We start from the raw sequence: 17,146 nt of genomic DNA, 5'->3' as shown, positions 1-17,146 counted from the left end.
CGCAACACGCGTGCCCCCGTCCGTACTCCCGTCAGGGGTACAGACCGCGGATGAGGTGCGCCTCGGCCACGCGCCGGACGCCGATCGTCAGTGCCGCGTCCCGCAAGGAGATGCCCTCGGCGCCCGCCACCGCGGCGACCGCCCGGTGCGCGGTGACCATGCGGTGCTCGAGGCGGTCCTCGATCTCCTGCTCGGTCCACCAGTACGCCTGGTTGGCCTGCACCCACTCGAAGTACGACACGACGACACCCCCGGCGTTGGCCAGGATGTCCGGCACGACGACGACGCCCCGCTCGGCGAGCACCCGGTCACCCTCGTGCGTCGTCGGCCCGTTGGCTGCCTCGACCACCCAGCGCGCCTTGACCCGGCCCGCGGCCTCGGCGTCCAGCACGCCCTCGACCGCAGCCGGGATGAGCAGGTCCACGTCGAGCGCGAGCAGCTCGGCGTTGTCGATCGGGGAACCGCCCTCGAACCCCGCGACGGTGCCGGTCTCGGCCACGTGCCGCATCAGGGCCACGATGTCGAGGCCGTCGCTGTTCATCACCCCGCCCTGCTCGTCGCTGACCGCGGCCACCCGGGTGCCCGCGTCGTGCAGGAACCGGGCGGCGTGCGAGCCGACCTTGCCGAAGCCCTGCACGGCCGCACTCACCTCGTGGAGCTTGACCCCCGCGTCACCGAGAGCGGCTGCCGCGGAGTGCACGACGCCGCGCGAGGTGGCGGTCGCGCGTCCGAGCGAGCCGCCGACGGCCAGCGGCTTGCCGGTGGTCACGGCGGGGATGGTGTACCCGAGGTTCACCGAGTACGTGTCCATGACCCAGGCCATGGTCTGCTCGTTGGTGCCGATGTCCGGCGCCATGATGTCCCGCTCAGGCCCGATGATCGGCATGATCTCGCTGGTGTAGCGCCGGGTCACCCGTTCGAGCTCCGACTGGGAGTACTGCCGCGGGTCGATGGTGACGCCGCCCTTGGCGCCGCCGTACGGGACGTCGACGACCGCGCACTTCCAGGTCATCCACATGGCGAGCGCCCGCACCTCGTCGACGTCGACGCCGGCCGAGTAGCGCAGCCCGCCCTTGCCCGGGCCGCGGGAGATGTTGTGCTGCACGCGGTACCCGGTGAAGAGCTCGATCTCGCCGTCGTCCCGCCGGAGGGGGACAGCGACGTTCATCTCGCGCCGGGGTGTGGCGAGCATGCGGTGGAGCCCCTCGGTGTAGCCAAGGATCTCGACGGCACCGGCGAGCTGTGCCTTGGCGGTGGCGAGGGGCGTGGTCTGCTGCGGGGTCTCCGCTGTGAGGTCCGTCACGCCCCCCACCTTGTCACCGCGCGGCGTCGGCGCACGTCAGGCCCGAGGGGCGAGCCGTGCGTGTCCGCACCGCGGGCACCCGTCAGCAGACCTGCGCGCCGTCGAGCGGCTTGACCACCGACCCGCCGAGGTGCCGCGAGCTCCGGGCCGGCACCAGCACGCACGTGCCGAACGTGCCGTTGAGGTAGACGCCCTTGACGAAGACGTCGGTGGTGCGGCAGTTGTAGACCCGCACCGTGTAGTAGGTCGGGTGGTTGACGTAGACCCCGGTCAACCACCTGCAGAACTCTTCCTCGTCCTCGATCGTGGCCAGAGGCTGCACGAGACCGCCCGTCACCGGCGCCGTGCGCAGCGGCGCCGGCTCCAGGGCGTCGGAGGCGGAGACCGGGGTGGCGGCGACGAGGCCGCCGACCAGCAGAGAGAGGGCGCTCAGGGCGGTGACGAGAGCTCGTCGGGCACGGTCACGATCAGGCATGCGGGTCCCCTGGGAGTCGACGGTGGCGCCGGCGCGACCACGCAACGGTGCGCGGACGGGTTCACCCTGGCGAGAACCGACAGGCAGGTCAACCGGCATCCGGGCGATGGACGTCGCACAGACGGTCCTTGACAGCCAGACTGGCCCCAGGCCGGACCCGGCCGCCGCACGGAAGACCACGAGAGCCCGGCCGCAACCCGGCCCGCGGGCGGAGCGAGGAGCAGCATGTCGACGACGCACGACGTCACGCAGGACGCGATCCGGTTGGCCCGGACCTGGCTGTCCGCGACGGCGGAGGGTCAGACGGCCCGCGAGCGACGCACCACCGGGCGGCTGGCGGCGCTGGTCTCGGATCCCGCGGGGCTCGAGCTGGCGGTGCGGTTCGTCGACAGGGTGGCCCGGCCGCAGGACGTGCGGGTCGCCGCCCGCGAGCTCGCGGGCCTCTCGGCAGGTGCTGTGTCTGCCTCGTCACGCTTCCTCGGACCGCTCGACCGCGCGATGCTCGGTGCCGGGGCGCTCGTCGCGCCTGTGCTGCCCGGAGTCGTCGTGCCGGCGGCGCGCCAGCGGTTGCGCAGCCTCGTCGGCCACCTGGTCGCCGACGACGGGCCGGGGCTCGCGGCGCACCTGGCGGCGACGCGCGCCGAGGGCTTCCGGCTCAACCTCAACCTGCTGGGCGAGGCCGTGCTGGGCGAGCGTGAGGCCGCGGCGCGGCTCGCACGGGTGCACGCCCTGGTGGAGCGTCCCGACGTCGACTACGTGTCCGTGAAGGTCTCCGCGGTGGCCAGCCAGCTGTCCACGTGGGACACGGAGGGCAGCGTCGCCCGCGTGGTCGAGCGGTTGCGTCCGCTCTACCTGACCGCCGCGCGGCACGGCACGTTCCTCAACCTCGACATGGAGGAGTACCGCGACCTGACCCTGACGCTGCGGGTGTTCGAGCGGCTGGTCTCCGACCCCGAGCTGATGGGTGCCGAGGCCGGCATCGTGCTCCAGGCCTACCTGCCCGACGCCGCGGACGCCCTCGACGAGCTGACGGGCATCGCGACCGAGCGTCGGGACGCCGGCGGGGCGCGCCTCAAGGTCCGGCTGGTCAAGGGCGCCAACCTGGCGATGGAGCAGGTCGAGGCCGAGCTGCACGGCTGGCCGCAGGCGCCGTACGGGTCCAAGGCCGAGGTCGACGCGGCCTACCTGCGGCTCGTCGACCGCGCCCTCGACCCCGGCCGCACCTCGGCCCTGCGGGTCGGTGTGGCCAGCCACAACCTGTTCCACGTCGCCGCCGCGCACCTGATCGCCCAGCAGCGCGGCGTCTCCGAGGCGCTCGACGTCGAGATGCTCCAGGGCATGGCACCCGCACAGGCGCGCGCGGTCCGCGACGCCGTGGGCGCGGTGCTGCTCTACACGCCCGTGGTGGCCCGGCACGACTTCGACGTGGCGATCTCCTACCTCGTGCGGCGGTTGGAGGAGAACTCCGCGAGCCAGAACTTCCTGCACGCCCTGTTCGCCGAGGGGACGGCGATGGACGCGCAGGAGGAGGCGTTCCGCGTCGCGTTCCGTGACCGGGACGTGCCGTCGACCGCTGCGCGCCGCGCGGCCCGACCGTACGCGGACGGCCCCGGCCAGGAGATGTTCGCGAACACGCCCGACACCGACCCCGCCGTCGGGGTGGCGCGCGCGTGGGCACGCGGGATCGTCGACCGGGAGGTGCCGGTGCCCGTCGGTGCGATCCGTGTCACCAGCGTCGACGACGTCGACTCGGCCGTCGCGCGGGCGTCCGCGGCGCTGCCCGCGTGGGCCGCGACACCGCCCGCCGAGCGCGCCCGGGCACTGCACGCCGTGGCCGTCGCGCTGGAGGACGCCCGCGCCGACCTCGTCGCGACGATGGTGCACGAGACCGGCAAGACCGTGGCCGAGGCCGACCCGGAGGTCAGCGAGGCCGTCGACTTCGCGCGCTACTACGCCGACCGCGCCGCCGACCTCGCCGACGGCGTCGTGCCGGGTGCGGTGCACCGGCCGTCCGGGCTGACCGTGGTCACACCGCCGTGGAACTTCCCGGTCGCCATCCCCGTCGGGTCGGTGCTCGCCTCGCTCGCCGCGGGCAGCCCCGTGCTCGTCAAGCCCGCCCCCCAGGCGCCGCGCTGCGGGCAGGTTGCCATGGCCGCGATCCAGCGCGGTCTCGACGCCGCGGGCGCCCCCGCCGGGATCCTCACGGTCGTGCTCAGCCCCGAGGGTGACGTCGGGCGCCGCCTGGTCACGCACCCCGACGTCGAACGCGTCCTGCTCACGGGGTCGATCGACACCGCCCGGCTGTTCGCCGGCTGGCGGCCCGACCTCGACGTGCTCGCCGAGACGTCCGGCAAGAACGCGCTGGTCATCACGCCGTCCGCCGACGTGGACCTCGCGGTCGCCGACCTGGTGCGCTCCGCGTTCGGGCACGCCGGGCAGAAGTGCTCGGCCGCCTCGCTCGCCATCCTGGTCGGCTCGGCGGGTCGATCCGACCGGCTGCGCCGCCAGCTGGCCGACGCCGTCTCCTCCCTGCGCGTCGGCCCCGCCACCGACCTCGGCACGGCGGTCGGACCCCTGACGGAGCCCGCGTCGGGAAAGCTCCTGCGTGCGCTGACCACGCTCGACCCGGGGGAGTCGTGGCTGGTCGCACCGCGGAAGCTCGACGACGAGGGCCGGCTGTGGAGCCCCGGCGTCAAGCACGGCGTCGAGCCCGGCTCGTGGTTCCACACGACCGAGTGCTTCGGCCCGGTGCTCGGCATCATGCGCGTGGAGACCCTGGACGAGGCGATCGACCTCCAGAACGCTGTCGCGTTCGGGCTCACGGGCGGCCTGCACTCCCTGGACGAGGCGGAGATCGACCACTGGCTCGACCGGGTCGAGGTGGGCAACGCCTACGTGAACCGGCACATCACCGGGGCGATCGTGCGGCGCCAGCCGTTCGGAGGCTGGAAGGCGTCCACGGTCGGTCCCGGCGCCAAGGCCGGCGGGCCGCACTACGTCGCGCAGATCGGTCGCTGGCAGGACGCCCCGGACGTGCCGCAGGACGACGACGCGTGGCTGGCGTGGGCACGTGCGGACGACGCCCGGGTCTGGGCCGGCGACCTCTCCCTCGAGCACGACCCGTCGGCACTGCACGTCGAGGCGAACCTGCTGCGCTACCGACCCGTCTCGCAGCTCACCGTCCGGACCGGTGCCGATGCCCGCGCCCGGGACGTGGACCGGGTCTGCCACGCAGCTCGCACGGCGGGGGTCGAGGTGCTGGTCAGCGACGTGTCCGGCGAGTCGCACGAGGCCTTCGCCGCGCGCGTCCGTGCCGGCGGGGTGACCGGGCGCGTGCGGGTGGTCGGCTCGGCGCCCGGCCTGCGCGCGGCCGCGGCGACCCGGGTGGGCGAGGTGACGGTCCTCGACGGGCCGGTGCTCGCCAGTGGCGCTCGTGAGCTCCTCACAGTCGTGCGCGAGCAGGCCGTCAGCCGCACGCTGCACCGGTTCGGTCACGTGCCACCCACCGCCGACTGAGTCCGCGCGGGAGCACCGAAGGCCCGGCGGGTGTCCCGCCGGGCCTTCGGTCACCGAGTCGGCGCGCTCCCGTGGCGTCGACGCGGCCGCACTACGCCGAGGCGCGGATGACGAGCTCCGGGGCGAAGATCAGGGGCGGCGACGGCGGCGCACCGTTGAGCTGGTCGAGCAGCCGGGCGCCCGCAGCACGTGCCATGGCCACGACCGGCTGGATGACGCTGGTCAGCGGGGGAGTGGTCGACGCCGCGACACCGAGGTTGTCGTAGCCGACCACCGCGACGTCCCGCGGCACCTCCTTGCCGTGCTCCGCGAGGACGCTGAGCGCCCCGGCGGCCATGAGGTCGGACGCGATGAAGATCGCGTCGACGTCGGGGTACCGCGCCAGCAGCTCGCGCGCCGCGATGGTGCCGGACGCCATGGTGAAGTCGCCGTGCACCACCGCGTCGTCGGACATCCCGGCCGCGCGGATGGCGTTGCGCCACCCCGTGAGCCGGTCGATGCCGGCGGACATGTCCGCGGGTCCCGCGATCGTCGCGATGCGTGTGCAGCCGCGGTCGATGAGGTGCTGCGTGGCCAGCCGACCCCCCTCGACGTTGTCGGTGTCGACGTACTGGACGTCCCGCTCGTCCGCGGAGAGCGGGCGGCCGACGAAGACGTTGGGCACGTGCGAGAGCTGGAGCGCGCGGTCGAGCTCGTCGTTGGCGTGGTGCGAGACGACGATCGCCCCGTCCACGTGCCCGTTGCGCAGGTACCGGACGGTGCGCTCGCTCTCGCCAGGGCGGGCGATGACGAGCACCACCTGCATGTCGGAGTCGGCGAGCGACGTGCTCAGACCGTTGAGCGTGCCGGCGAAGAACGGGTCCGAGAGCACGCGCTCGTCGGGCTCGGGGACCACCAGCGCGATCGAGTCGGTGCGCTTGGTGACGAGCGAGCGGGCGGCGCGGTTCGGCGTGTAGCCGAGATCGGCGACCGCGGCCTCGACCGAGGCGAGCGCCTCGGGAGACACACGCAGTCCGCCGTTGATGGCGCGAGAGGCTGTCGAGCGCGAGACGCCTGCACGCTCGGCGACCTGCTCGAGCGTCGGCGCGGGGGGCCGCGCGGGGTCCACGTGGACCTGGATGTTGTCGACCACCGTTGGTCTTCCCTCCTGTGGCTGCCGAGGCAGCGATGACGAGCGGTGATGAGGAGGGCGGGGTGCTCGGGGAGCACCCCGCCCTTCCCATCGACCGGTCTCACGCGGTCGGGGTGCGACCGTGGTGAGGGTCCGGGACCTGCCGTGACCAGTGTGCGGGGCTCAGCCCTTGACGGCACCCTGCATGATTCCGGCCACCAGCTGACGGCCGGCGACGAAGAACAGGATGATCAGCGGGATCGTCGAGATGGTGACGCCCGCCATGATCAGCGACATGTCCTTGAAGTACGACGCCTGGAGCAGCTGGATGGCCACGGGGAGCGTCGGGTTCTGGTTCCCCAGGACGATGAACGGCCAGAAGAAGTTCGTCCACGAGGCGACGAACGTGAACAGGCCGAGCATGACGGCCGCCGGACGCGCCGCCGGGAGGGCGATGTGCCAGAAGGTCCGGATCATCGAGGCACCGTCGACGCGGGCGGCCTCGACGAGCTCGTAGGGGAGCGCCGACTCGAGGTACTGCGTCATCCAGAACACGCCGAACGCCGTGACCAGGCCGGGCACGATGACGGCGATGAGCTTGCCGGTCCAGCCGAACTGGGACATCAGGATGAACAGCGGCACGATGCCCAGCTGCGTCGGCACCGCCGTGGTGGCGATGACGAACACGAGCAGGCCGTTGCGGCCGCGGAACCGCAGCTTCGAGAACGAGAAGCCGGCCAGCGTCGAGAAGAGGACCACCGACAGCGCGGTGATGGTCCCGACGATGATCGAGTTGCCGAGCGCCTTCCAGAACTGGATGTCCCCGTTCAGGACCTTGCTGACGTTGTCGAAGAACTCGCCCTGAGGGATCAGCGACGGGATCGGGTGCTGCGCGATGTACGCCGAGTTGGACGACGCCAGCAGGAACGCGTAGTACAGCGGAGCGATGGCCAGGACGATCGCGACCGCGAGCAGCGCGTAGGTGACCCAGCCCGGCCGACGGTCGGACCCGGCGGCCGTGGAGCGGCTCCGACCGGCAGCCCGGGCGGCACCGCGGCCGGCGGTCTGCCGGATGACCGGCAGCGAGGGGGCGCTCATCGGGAAACCTTCTTCCGCTTCTTCGTCGCCGAGGTCTCCGACGAGATCTTGCGCGTCGCCGCGAAGTTGATCATGGCGATCACGATGATGATGAGGAACAGGATCCAGGCCACCGCGGACGCTCGTCCGAAGCTCTTCTGGTTGCCCCAGCCGAGCTCGTAGATGTACATCGTGGCGGTCATCCACTGGCGGCTCGGGCCACCCTGGCCGGCCTGGTCGAACAGTCGCGGCTCGTCGAAGATCTGAAGTCCACCGATGGTCGACGTGATGACGACGAAGATGATCGTCGGTCGCAGCATCGGGACGGTGACCGAGAAGAACTGGCGTGCGCGGGAGGCACCGTCCAGGACGGCGGCCTCGTAGAGGTCCTTCGGGATCGCCTGCATCGCGGCGAGCAGGATGAGGGTGTTGTAGCCCGTCCAGCGGAAGTCGACCATGGTCGCGATCGCGATGTGGCTGGGCAGGATCTGGGCGTGCCAGCCGATCGGGTCGATGCCGATGTACCCGAGCACCGTGTTGATCAGGCCGGACTTGTCGGCGAACAGCTTGCCGAAGATGAGGCTGACCGCGACGGGCGCGACGACGTAGGGCAGGAGCACGCCCATGCGCCAGAAGGTCCGTGCGCGCAGGTTCGCGTCGAGGAGCGCCGCGAGCACGATCGCGATGATCAGCTGCGGGACCGTCGAGATCAGGAAGATGCTGAAGGTGTTGCGCAGGCCCTTCCAGAAGTTGGGCTCCTGGACGACGAAGAGGTAGTTCTGGAAGCCGACGAAGTCACCCTTGCCGCCGATCAGGTTCCAGTCGTGCACGGACACGTAGGCCGTGTACACCAGCGGGAACAGGCCCGTGAGCGCGAAGAGGATGAAGAACGGCGAGATGTAGAGGTAGGGCGAGACCTTGACGTCCCAGCGACCCAGGGTCTGGCTGAAGCCCACTCGGCGGGGTGCGCGATCGGGATCGCGCCGGCGGCCGCTGTCGAGCTGGGGCGAGGTGGTGGAGGTGGCCATCAGGTGTCCTTCGTGGCAGTGGTCCGGAGCCTTCGCTGGCAGGGCCGGGCCGATGGGTGACCCATCGGCCCGGCCCCTGGCTAGCGTCAGCCGAGCGCGTTGACCGCGCTCACGAAGGTGTCCCACTGAGCAGCGGCGTCACCACCGTTGACGTCGACCTCGGTCAGAGCCGACTGCATCGCGTCGTTGACGGCGAAGTAGTTCGGGCCCTTGAACGGGGCAACGATGCCCTCGGCGCGGTTGGCCAGGATCTGGCCGGCCGGGGCGTTGTTGAAGAACGCGTTCGTCGAGCCGAGCAGATCCTGCGACGTGAGCGCCTCAGTCTGGCTCGGGAACGTGCCCTTGTTCTTGTAGGCCTGGAGCTGCTGCTCCGGGGCCGTCAGCCAGGCAGCGAACTTCTTCGCGGCCTCGGTGTTCTTGCCCTGCGCCGGGACGGTCATGAACGAGCCGCCCCAGTTGCCGGCGCCGCCGGGGAAGACGTCCGCGATGTCCCAGCCGGTGATGCCGGCGGAGTTGCCCTCGATGACGCCGAGCATCCAGCCCGGGGCCAGCATGGTCGCGAAGCCGTCCGTCTGGAACGAGGCCGTCCAGTCGTCGCTCCACTGGCCGAGGTGCGCCGACAGGTTGTCGGTGACCGAGGCCTTGGTGACGGCGTCGTAGATGTCCTTCACCTCGGGGTTCGTGGCGGCGATGATCGTGCCGTCGTCCTCCTCGTAGGCGTTCTTGACCTGGTTGATCATGCCCTGGTAGATGGCGCCGGCGGCGTCGAAGAAGGGCTTCTGCGTGGCGTCGGTGTACTGCTTGCCGACCGCGAAGTACTGGTCCCACGTGGCGTCCTTGCCACCGAGCAGCTCGGCGACAGCCTCGCGGTCGGTGGGCAGGCCAGCAGCGGCGAACAGGTCGGAGCGGTAGGCGATGGCCTCAGGGCCGATGTCCGTGCCGTAGCCGAGCAGGATGCCGTCGGGCGTGGTGGCCTGCGCGACCTTCCAGTCGAGCCAGCGACCGTCGAGGGCCGGGTCCGTCAGGTCGACGAACTTGTCCGGGTACTGCATGAGCTCGGGGAGCCAGTCGATCTCGATCATCTCGACGTCGGAGGCACCGGAACCCGACGCGAGGCGCGTGTTCAGGTTGTCGCGGGCCTCGTTCGAGGTCGCGGCCTTCTTGTTCTCGATGGTCACGCCCGGGTTCTCGGCCTCGTACGCCGCGAACATCTCGTCCGTGTAGCCGGGCTCGTTGAACGTGCCGAGCGTCAGCGTGATGTTCTCGGTGCCGCCGTCGGACCCCTCGTCGCTCGGCGTGTCCGAGTTGCCGGAGCAGGCGGTGGCGAGGAGGGCGATGCCCGTGACCCCCGCCGCGGCCGCCCACATCTTGCTAGTGGTCTTGCGCACTGGTGACTCCCTTGTCAGTCGGACGGCGTCCTCGCCGTACCCCTAGGGCACCCGTCGTCTGCTCGCCGCAGGGGGCGCGAACGGACATCGGGTTGGGCCGTGTGGACCCGGCGTGGTTGCGTTCCCATCCGCAGTGATGCGGGAGCGTTCCCACGCGCTGCGGATACTGTCGTCGGCGCCCCCGCGAGTGTCAAGGACGGACATGGGCGGTTTACGTGTGGTAGCGATCCCACACCCGTGTTTGTGCAGGTCAGAGCGATATGGACATCGGTCCGTGTTACCGAATCGTTACGGCTGTGGCGTCGGCCCGTGACCTGCGACCCACCGGCGCGCCACGTCCTGCTCGACCTCCAGTGCCGAGCGGATGGCATCGGCCGTCGCCTGCTCGATCGCGGAGCCGAACAAGGGCACGCTCGCGCGCAGCTCGCCGTCGTACGTCACGGTGGTCGAGCCGTCGCCGGCCGGGGCCAGGGCCGTGCGGCCGCTGAGCCGGACCGGGGCGCCGGTGATCTCCACGACGACCGTCCCCACGCGGGAGCCGTCCGCCGCGGGACCCTCCCAGGCCTCCACCTGGCGGACGTCGATCCGGGTCCCGACGAAGCCACGCAGGTGCGCGGGGATCTGGTCGGTCGGCAGGGCGCGGCGTGTCGTCACGGTGAAGGCCTCGTCGGGCGCCCCCGTGATGTCGACGTGCTGCTCGAGCGCACCGCTGGCGCGCACCTTCTGGTGGACGTACTCCGGGTCGGCGAGCAGCCGTGCCGCGGCGTGGGCGTCGGTCGGCAGGTCGATCGTCACGCTCAGTCGCACGATGGGTCCTTCGAAGATCGGGTCGGTGGGTCCGAGGCTATCCGGCCACGTCCCGGGCGTCCTGGCAGTTCGTGCACCTGGCTCCGCCGGACGACACCTACCCTGGTTCCCGTGTCCACCCTGAGCACCCTCGCCGCTCGTCACGCCGCGCTCGATGCTCACGACCTCGAGTGGCTGCACCTGCTCGTCGGCGACTGGCAGGTCCTGTCCGACCTCGCGTTCGCCGACCTCGTGCTCTGGCTGCCGACGGCGGCCGGGGACTTCGTGGCCATCGCGCAGTGCCGCCCGTCCACCGGCGCCACGGTGCACTACGACGACGTCGTCGGCTCGAGCGCGCCCGAGGGCCAGCGCCCCCAGCTCCAGCGGTCGCTGGACGAGCGCGCCGCCCAGCGCTCGCGCGAGCCGCGCTGGTTCGGCTCCTACGCGGTGCGCGAGGAGGCGGTCCCGGTGGTCCGCGGCGGCAAGCCGATCGCGGTGCTCGCCCGCCAGACCAACCTCGGCGGCGCCCGGACGCCCAGCCGGCTGGAGCTCAACTACGTCGAGGCGGCCGACGACATCTTCGCGATGGTGGGTCGCGGGGAGTACCCGGCCCCCGACGCCCCGACCGGTCCGCGCCGCGGCGCCCCGCGCGTGGGCGACGGGCTCGTCCGCCTGAACTCGGAGGGCGAGGTCCTGTACGCGAGCCCCAACGCGCTGTCCTGCTTCCACCGGCTCGGTGTCGTCGGCGACCTGGTGGGCCGTTCGCTGGTCGAGGTGACCGCAGACCTGATCGAGCAGCACGACACCGTCGACGAGTCGATGCCCCTGGTGCTCATGGGGAGGGCGCCGTGGCGCGTGGACGTCGAGGCGCGCGGCGTCGCCCTCTCGCTGCGCGCGGTGCCGCTGACCGAGCACGGCCAGCGCGTCGGTGCCGTCCTGCTGTGCCGCGACGTGTCCGAGCTGCGGCGTCGTGAGCGCGAGCTGATCACCAAGGACGCGACGATCCGCGAGATCCACCACCGCGTGAAGAACAACCTCCAGACGGTGGCCGCGCTGCTGAGGCTCCAGTCGCGGCGGGTCGCCTCGCCGGAGGCCAAGGAGGCCCTCGGGGAGGCGATGCGTCGGGTCGCGACGATCGCGCTCGTGCACGAGACCCTGTCGCAGACCCTGGACGAGAGCGTGCCGTTCGACGACCTGGTCGGCCGCAGCCTGCGGCTCGCCGCGGACGTGGCCACGGAGGGTGCGAGCGTGCGCACGCTGGTGCGCGGGTCGTTCGGCTCGATCCCCGCGGAGGATGCGACCGCGCTCGCCCTGATCCTCACCGAGCTGGTGACCAACGCGGTCGAGCACGGGTTCGAGGGGCGGGAGACGGGGACCGTCGAGGTGATCGTGCAGCGGCAGGACGACGCCCTGCGGGTCGAGGTGGCCGACGACGGCTCCGGCCTGCCGACGGGGCGCGGCGCCGGTACCGGGCTCGGGACGCAGATCGTCTCGACGCTGGTGACCAACGAGATGCGCGGCACGATCGAGTGGTCGAGCCGCGTCGGGGGTGGCACGTCGGTGGTCATCGAGGCGCGCCTGCGCGGACCGCGGGACGCCGCGGCACTGATCTGACCGGCACTGATCTGACCGGCACTGACGAGCACTGACGAGCACTGACCGGCACCGACCGGCCCGACCCGCACTGACCGCCACGGGTCCGGCTCTCCCCGATGCAGACATGGCTCGGCCCCGCGGCGCGGTGCGCGGCGGGGCCGTAGCGGGGGCGTCGGGGAGGTCAGCCGGCGCGGCGCTGGCGCGCGGTGCGGCGCTTGAGGGCGCGGCGCTCGTCCTCGGAGAGACCGCCCCACACGCCGGCGTCCTGACCGGTCTCGATCGCCCACTTGAGGCAGGTGTCGACGACGGGGCAGCGGCGGCAGACAGCCTTCGCCTCGTCGATCTGGAGCAACGCGGGACCGGTGTTGCCGATGGGGAAGAACAGCTCCGGGTCCTCGTCGAGACACGCTGCGCGGTGGCGCCAATCCATCAGTTCTCTCCTAGGCACACGTCGAGACGGCGCCTTGGTCAGGGCGCGCGAGTCTGGACATGAGATCGGGGGTGGGGGACTTGCTGCGTCAAGGCTCGCACCGGTATGGCAAGTCCACAAGAGTTACGGGAAGGTTTCATGTCGATAACGGCTGAGGCGTTCGTCACACCTGTGGGTGGACTGTGTGAGCGGGCCTCCCGCGTATTGGTGCAGGTGAGGGCCGGTGTAGGACAAAGGTCCGTGTCGCCGCGCCGCTAGTCGGCGGTGATCAGCATCACGTCGTGGCGTGAGACACGCTCCGGACGTGGTATGGGTCTTTCGTCGCGTCGGTGCAGGTCAGCGCACGTGAGGGCAGCCCCGCGCCGACGACCTGCCTAGGCTCGTCCCGTGACCGACCGCCGACCTGTCCCGTTGCTCGTCGTCTGCCTCCTGGTGACCCTGGAGGCGGCCGCCTTCCTCGGGCTGGGGGCCGCGTGGATCGCCGACGTCGTCCGCGGCACCGCGACGATGGCGGGGGCGAGCCTCTTCCTGGCGGCCTTCGGCATCGGGATCGCGCTGCTGCTCGTGCTGGCGGCTCGCGGCCTGTGGCGCGGTCGGCGCTGGGCGCGGTCGCCGGTGATCATGTGGCAGATCCTGCTCGTCGTGCTGGCGATCGGCTGGCTCGGGGCGGAGCCGACCGTGTGGGCGGCCGTCGTGCTGGTCGTCGCGGTCGCCGTCGGCGTCGGGCTCCTGCTGCCGGCCGTCGTCGCGGTGACGGCTCGCCGTCAGGGCGCCCCGGAGTAGACCTGCACGACGACCGCGTCCCGTCCCGTGAGCAGCACGCCGCGGCCCGCGGGCCGGCGCACGGGATCGACGCACCAGGGTGCACGGGGACCCACCAGCTCGGCCGACGCCGGGTCGTGCGGGTCCAGCACGAGCACCCGGCGGCGGCGGAGCAGTGCGGGGATGGTGCCGCGGAACGCCTGCGCCGCGGACGCCGACGTCACGGTGGCCACGACGCTCGGCGTGAGCGCCGCACCGAGCAGCTCGGGGTGGCTGCGCTCCAGGTCGTCCAGGTCGTCGACCAGGAGCACCGAGGCACCCTCGCGCGCGCACGTCGACAGGACGTCCGCCGGCCCGCAGTCCCGCACGCCGGCCAGCGGCGGCGGGGCGACGCCGGCCGGGTCCACGAGCCGGACCACCCGCACCCCCGCCCGCACGAGCGAGCGCGAGACCACCGCCAGGACGGTGCTGCGACCCGACCCGGGAGGCCCCGCCACGAGGAGCCCGTGGGTGAGGTCGGCCCACACGGTCCCGCCGTCGTCACCGCCCGGTCCCATCGGGACGGTGAGCCCGCGAGCGGCGTCCGCGCCGGTGGGCAGCCCTGCCCTGTCGGGGAGGCTGCGCACCAGCAGCACGGCGCGGTCCCGCGAGACCCCTGTCCCGCCGGGACCGGGCTCCGGCCCGGGCAGCACGACCTGGCACAGCTCCGCGCCGCCGGCGTGCACGTGCACCGCCCGTCCGGCGGTGGTACGGCGGCCCGCCAGCTCGCCCGGTACGCCCGCCAGCGCGTCGAGCGTCGCGTCCGGCAGGGGGAGAACGAGTCGGCTGGCGAAGGCGCCGGCGTGCCGCAGCACCGCCGCGCCGACGTCGGCACCCGCGGCCAGGGCGGTCCCGCCGGCGTTCCCCCGCCAGAGCGCGGTCAGCCGCTCCGCACCCGCGCCGCGGGCCAGCCCGCCGAGCGACTCGAGCAGCAGGTCGAGGCGGTCGACCAGGAGCAGCACCCCCGTCCGGCCCGGCGCCACGGCCAGCTCCAGCAGGCGGGCGACCGCCCGCGGGTCGTCGGTGTCGAGCGTGCTGCCCAGACGACCGCGCTGGTCGCCCGTTCGGAGCCGGAGCACGGCGTCGGGCGGCAGACCGACCGTGTGGAGCTCCCAGCCCTGATCCAGGGCCTCGAGACCCGCCGCGAGCAGGGCGGTCGTGCGCCCGGAGCGCGGACCGCCGAGGACCAGGAGCGGCCCCTCGGACGGGTCCCAGCGCACCGCACCGCGTCGCTGCTCGTCCGGGAGGTCCGAGACTCCCAGTGCGAGGCCGGGGCCGTCCGGGACGTCCGCACGCGTGACCACGGGCGGGAGGGCGGGCAGCCACGGGCACCGGCCACCCGGTGGTCGACCCGACGAGGCCTCGACTGCAGCCCGCACCCACACCTCGACAGGGTCGTCGACGGGTGCGGCGGGCGAGGGGTCCGGTGACCACCCGGTACCAGTCGCCGACCACGGACGGGCGGGTCGGACGGTCGGGACGGCGGGCGCCAGGACCGCGCGGGCGACCTGCACCGGCTCCAGCGGCCGCGTCCCGCGGCGCACCCACGCGCGGCCCGGCACCGCCGGGTCGATCAGGGCGGCGTCCGGCGCGTCGAGCACGTCGGTCGAGTCGGCCTGGTCCGTCACGCGCAGGGCGATGCGCAGTGCCACGTTGGCGCGCAGGTCGGCCCCGACGGCCCCGGCCGGTCGCTGCGTGGCCAGCACGAGGTGGACACCGAGCGCGCGCCCCTGCGCGGCGATCCGCGTGAGCGCCGCCGCGGCCTCGGGGACGTCCTCGACCAGGGCGCGGAGCTCGTCCACGACGACGAGCAGCCGTGGTGGCGTGCCTGCGCCTGTGGGATCCAGCTCGGCGAGGTCGCGGGCTCCCGTCGCGGCCAGGACCTGCTCGCGCCGACGCAGCTCGGCGCGGAGCGCGGTGAGGACTCGGCGCGCGTGCACCGCGTCCAGGTCCGTCACGTGCTCCAGGACGTGCGGCAGCCCCGACACCGGCCCGAGACCGGTCCCGCCCTTGAAGTCGACCAGCAGGATCGCCAGCCGGTCCGGCGGGTGCGTCAGCGCGAGGGCCAGCACCAGGGTGGTGAGCAGCTCCGACTTCCCGGCGCCCGTGGTGCCCGCGACCAGCGCGTGCGGTCCGTCGGTGACGAGGTCGACGACGACGGAGCACGCTCCCGCACCGACGCCCAGCGCTGCGACGAGCCCGGTGCGGGGCACCGCCCACGCGGCGGCCACCCGGTCGGGCACCGGGATGCCGTCGAGCGCGGCCAACGACGCCCGTGCCGGGAGCGCAGCAGCGGCACCCACCGGATCGGCGGCAGCCCGGGCGGCGACGGCGGCGCGCACATGCTCGAGCGCCCGCTGCGCGGTCAGGGTGTGCCGAGGGACGTCCCGCACCGTGCCCGACGGCTCGCACAGCCGGACCGACCGCAGGCTCACCTCCAGCCGGGCGCGGCACCACGCGGGCACCTCGGCCGCGGAGCCGGCGACGACGAGCAGGCGGTGCGCCGGCGGCGCGGCCGCACGCCACCGGGCGAGCGCGGCAGGGTCGATGGGCTGGTCCGCGACGACGAGAGCTGCACCGGGACCCTGGGGGAGCGAGGCGTCGGCCGCGGTCACCCAGACGCACCACGCCCAGTCGTCGTCGTGCCGGGTGCGGATCGCGAGCGTCCCGGACAGATGGGTGCCGAGCGTGCCGAGGACGACGGCTCGCGCCACGGGCAGGGCGAGCGCACGCGGACCGATCACCGCCAACGACCCGCCGGCGTCCCAGGGCTGGTCGAGCGTGGCGGGATCGCCGCCGGTCAGGGCCGCCCGGGCGGTCGCGCCCACCAGCGCCGCCGGGTCCCGCACGCGCTCGTCGCCCCCCGAGCTGTGCCGGTGCCGCCACCGGGTGACTCCCGCGGCGCCCAGACCCACGAGGGGCACCGCGAGGCCCGCGAGCGCGAGAAGGGGTTGCCGGAGCGCCACCGCCAGCGCCACGGAGCCGACCAGCGGAGTGAGCCAGGTGGCCGGGCGGGCCGCCGAGACCGGCTCGGCCGGCCGGCCCTCCGGCGCGCTGCCGCGGGCGGCGCGCAGCACGACGGTCGAGGCCCCGAGCCTGCGTGGGCGCTCGGGCCGCCACCGCCGCCACACGAGCCCAGTCCGCACCTGCACCCGTCCCCGCCGGTGCCGGACCTGCACGACGTGCGGCGTGTCGTCGTGCACGGCCAGGTCGGAGCCCGCCGGGCCGACGGTCACGGCCGCGTCCGCCGGGAGCGCGACGACCCCGCCGCTGTCGGGACCCGCCGTGACCGCCACGTGCCACGCGGACGTCACCGCCCGCTCGACCGCCGAGCGCGGTCCTGGCTCCGTCCGCAGCACGCACCCCTCGACCAGCGGGGGCTGGCCGACGGTGTGGTGGTCGTCGAGCACCGCAGCCCCGACGGCGGGGCGGACCGCTGCGCTGACCCAGCCGGGGTAGCCGCTCACCCGGGCGAGCGCGGGCCGCAGCACCGACAGAGCCGTGCCGACGTCCGCCTCCACGTCGGTGGCCTGGAGCCCGGGACCACGGGCGGGGTCGGGGTGGAGCAAGGTGAACCGCACGTCACGACCCTGTCGTGCGACCACCCCGGACGTGCGGCGTCGCCCCTGCACCGG

12 protein-coding genes are annotated in these 17,146 nt (G+C 73.3%); 3 read left to right on the top strand and 9 right to left on the bottom strand.

Going from position 1 to position 17,146, the window contains the following annotated elements; translation table 11 throughout:
- Positions 1-31: 31 nt before the first annotated feature.
- Together ACO06A_RS01690 and ACO06A_RS01685 are read right to left on the bottom strand one after the other, a co-directional pair.
- A complete protein-coding gene (locus ACO06A_RS01690) occupies positions 32-1,303 on the bottom strand; it encodes a Glu/Leu/Phe/Val family dehydrogenase (protein WP_421734435.1) in 1,272 nt (423 codons plus the stop codon).
- Positions 1,304-1,385: 82 nt separating this feature from the next.
- Positions 1,386-1,778 carry a hypothetical protein gene (locus ACO06A_RS01685; RefSeq protein WP_421734434.1) on the bottom strand — a complete coding sequence of 131 codons (393 nt, stop codon included), beginning with the start codon at positions 1,776-1,778 and terminating at the stop codon, positions 1,386-1,388.
- A 225-nt stretch (positions 1,779-2,003) separates the two neighbouring features.
- Between ACO06A_RS01685 and ACO06A_RS01680 the strand changes: the two genes are divergently transcribed.
- On the top strand, positions 2,004-5,294 hold the full coding sequence (locus ACO06A_RS01680; RefSeq protein ID WP_421734433.1) for a bifunctional proline dehydrogenase/L-glutamate gamma-semialdehyde dehydrogenase: 3,291 nt from the start codon (positions 2,004-2,006) through the stop codon (positions 5,292-5,294).
- Between the two features lie 91 nt (positions 5,295-5,385).
- Here ACO06A_RS01680 and ACO06A_RS01675 read toward each other — a convergent pair whose 3' ends face one another.
- The 5 genes from ACO06A_RS01675 to ACO06A_RS01655 all read right to left on the bottom strand — a co-directional run bounded on the left by ACO06A_RS01675 (position 5,386) and on the right by ACO06A_RS01655 (position 10,705).
- Positions 5,386-6,426 carry a LacI family DNA-binding transcriptional regulator gene (locus ACO06A_RS01675; protein ID WP_421734432.1) on the bottom strand — a complete coding sequence of 347 codons (1,041 nt, stop codon included), beginning with the start codon at positions 6,424-6,426 and terminating at the stop codon, positions 5,386-5,388.
- Between the two features lie 162 nt (positions 6,427-6,588).
- Positions 6,589-7,503 (bottom strand): carbohydrate ABC transporter permease, encoded by a 915-nt coding sequence (locus ACO06A_RS01670; protein ID WP_421734431.1) that lies wholly within the window; start codon positions 7,501-7,503, stop codon positions 6,589-6,591.
- Positions 7,500-8,510 carry a carbohydrate ABC transporter permease gene (locus ACO06A_RS01665; protein WP_421734430.1) on the bottom strand — a complete coding sequence of 337 codons (1,011 nt, stop codon included), beginning with the start codon at positions 8,508-8,510 and terminating at the stop codon, positions 7,500-7,502. The genes ACO06A_RS01670 and ACO06A_RS01665 overlap by 4 nt, the downstream gene beginning before the upstream one ends.
- Before the next feature lie 86 nt (positions 8,511-8,596).
- A complete protein-coding gene (locus ACO06A_RS01660; RefSeq protein ID WP_421734429.1) occupies positions 8,597-9,898 on the bottom strand; it encodes an extracellular solute-binding protein in 1,302 nt (433 codons plus the stop codon).
- A gap of 288 nt (positions 9,899-10,186) precedes the next feature.
- Positions 10,187-10,705, bottom strand: coding sequence for a DUF2505 domain-containing protein (locus ACO06A_RS01655; protein WP_421734428.1), 519 nt, complete (start codon positions 10,703-10,705; stop codon positions 10,187-10,189).
- A gap of 111 nt (positions 10,706-10,816) precedes the next feature.
- Here ACO06A_RS01655 and ACO06A_RS01650 point away from each other — a divergent pair, with 111 nt between their 5' ends.
- Positions 10,817-12,298, top strand: a complete 1,482-nt coding sequence (locus tag ACO06A_RS01650; RefSeq protein ID WP_421734427.1) for a sensor histidine kinase — start codon at positions 10,817-10,819, stop codon at positions 12,296-12,298.
- A gap of 163 nt (positions 12,299-12,461) precedes the next feature.
- Here the strand turns inward: ACO06A_RS01650 and ACO06A_RS01645 are convergent, their stop codons facing one another.
- Positions 12,462-12,710, bottom strand: coding sequence for a WhiB family transcriptional regulator (locus ACO06A_RS01645; RefSeq protein WP_055912771.1), 249 nt, complete (start codon positions 12,708-12,710; stop codon positions 12,462-12,464).
- Between the two features lie 387 nt (positions 12,711-13,097).
- On the opposite strand from ACO06A_RS01645, the gene ACO06A_RS01640 reads away from it, so the two are divergent.
- Positions 13,098-13,493, top strand: a complete 396-nt coding sequence (locus ACO06A_RS01640; protein ID WP_421734426.1) for a hypothetical protein — start codon at positions 13,098-13,100, stop codon at positions 13,491-13,493.
- Here the strand turns inward: ACO06A_RS01640 and ACO06A_RS01635 are convergent.
- Positions 13,475-17,092: an FtsK/SpoIIIE domain-containing protein gene (locus ACO06A_RS01635; protein WP_421734425.1), complete on the bottom strand. Its 3,618-nt coding sequence runs from the start codon at positions 17,090-17,092 to the stop codon at positions 13,475-13,477. The two genes, ACO06A_RS01640 and ACO06A_RS01635, sit on opposite strands and share 19 nt — an antisense overlap.
- Between the last annotated feature and the right edge of the window lie 54 nt (positions 17,093-17,146).

This window comes from Cellulomonas sp. (assembly GCF_965229465.1).
In the GTDB taxonomy this organism is placed as follows: Bacteria; Actinomycetota; Actinomycetes; order Actinomycetales; family Cellulomonadaceae; genus Cellulomonas.
The sequence above is the reverse complement of the archived record's forward strand: the minus strand, read 5'-3'. Positions and strand labels throughout refer to the sequence as shown.

Bases quoted from the DNA above. Each gene is read 5' to 3' on its own strand.
- ACO06A_RS01665 (WP_421734430.1), bottom strand. From the start codon at position 8,510: ATGGCCACCTCCACCACCTCGCCCCAGCTCGACAGCGGCCGCCGGCGC.
- ACO06A_RS01685 (WP_421734434.1), bottom strand. From the start codon at position 1,778: ATGCCTGATCGTGACCGTGCCCGACGAGCTCTCGTCACCGCCCTGAGC.
- ACO06A_RS01670 (WP_421734431.1), bottom strand. From the start codon at position 7,503: ATGAGCGCCCCCTCGCTGCCGGTCATCCGGCAGACCGCCGGCCGCGGT.
- ACO06A_RS01680 (WP_421734433.1), top strand. From the start codon at position 2,004: ATGTCGACGACGCACGACGTCACGCAGGACGCGATCCGGTTGGCCCGG.
- ACO06A_RS01645 (WP_055912771.1), bottom strand. From the start codon at position 12,710: ATGGATTGGCGCCACCGCGCAGCGTGTCTCGACGAGGACCCGGAGCTG.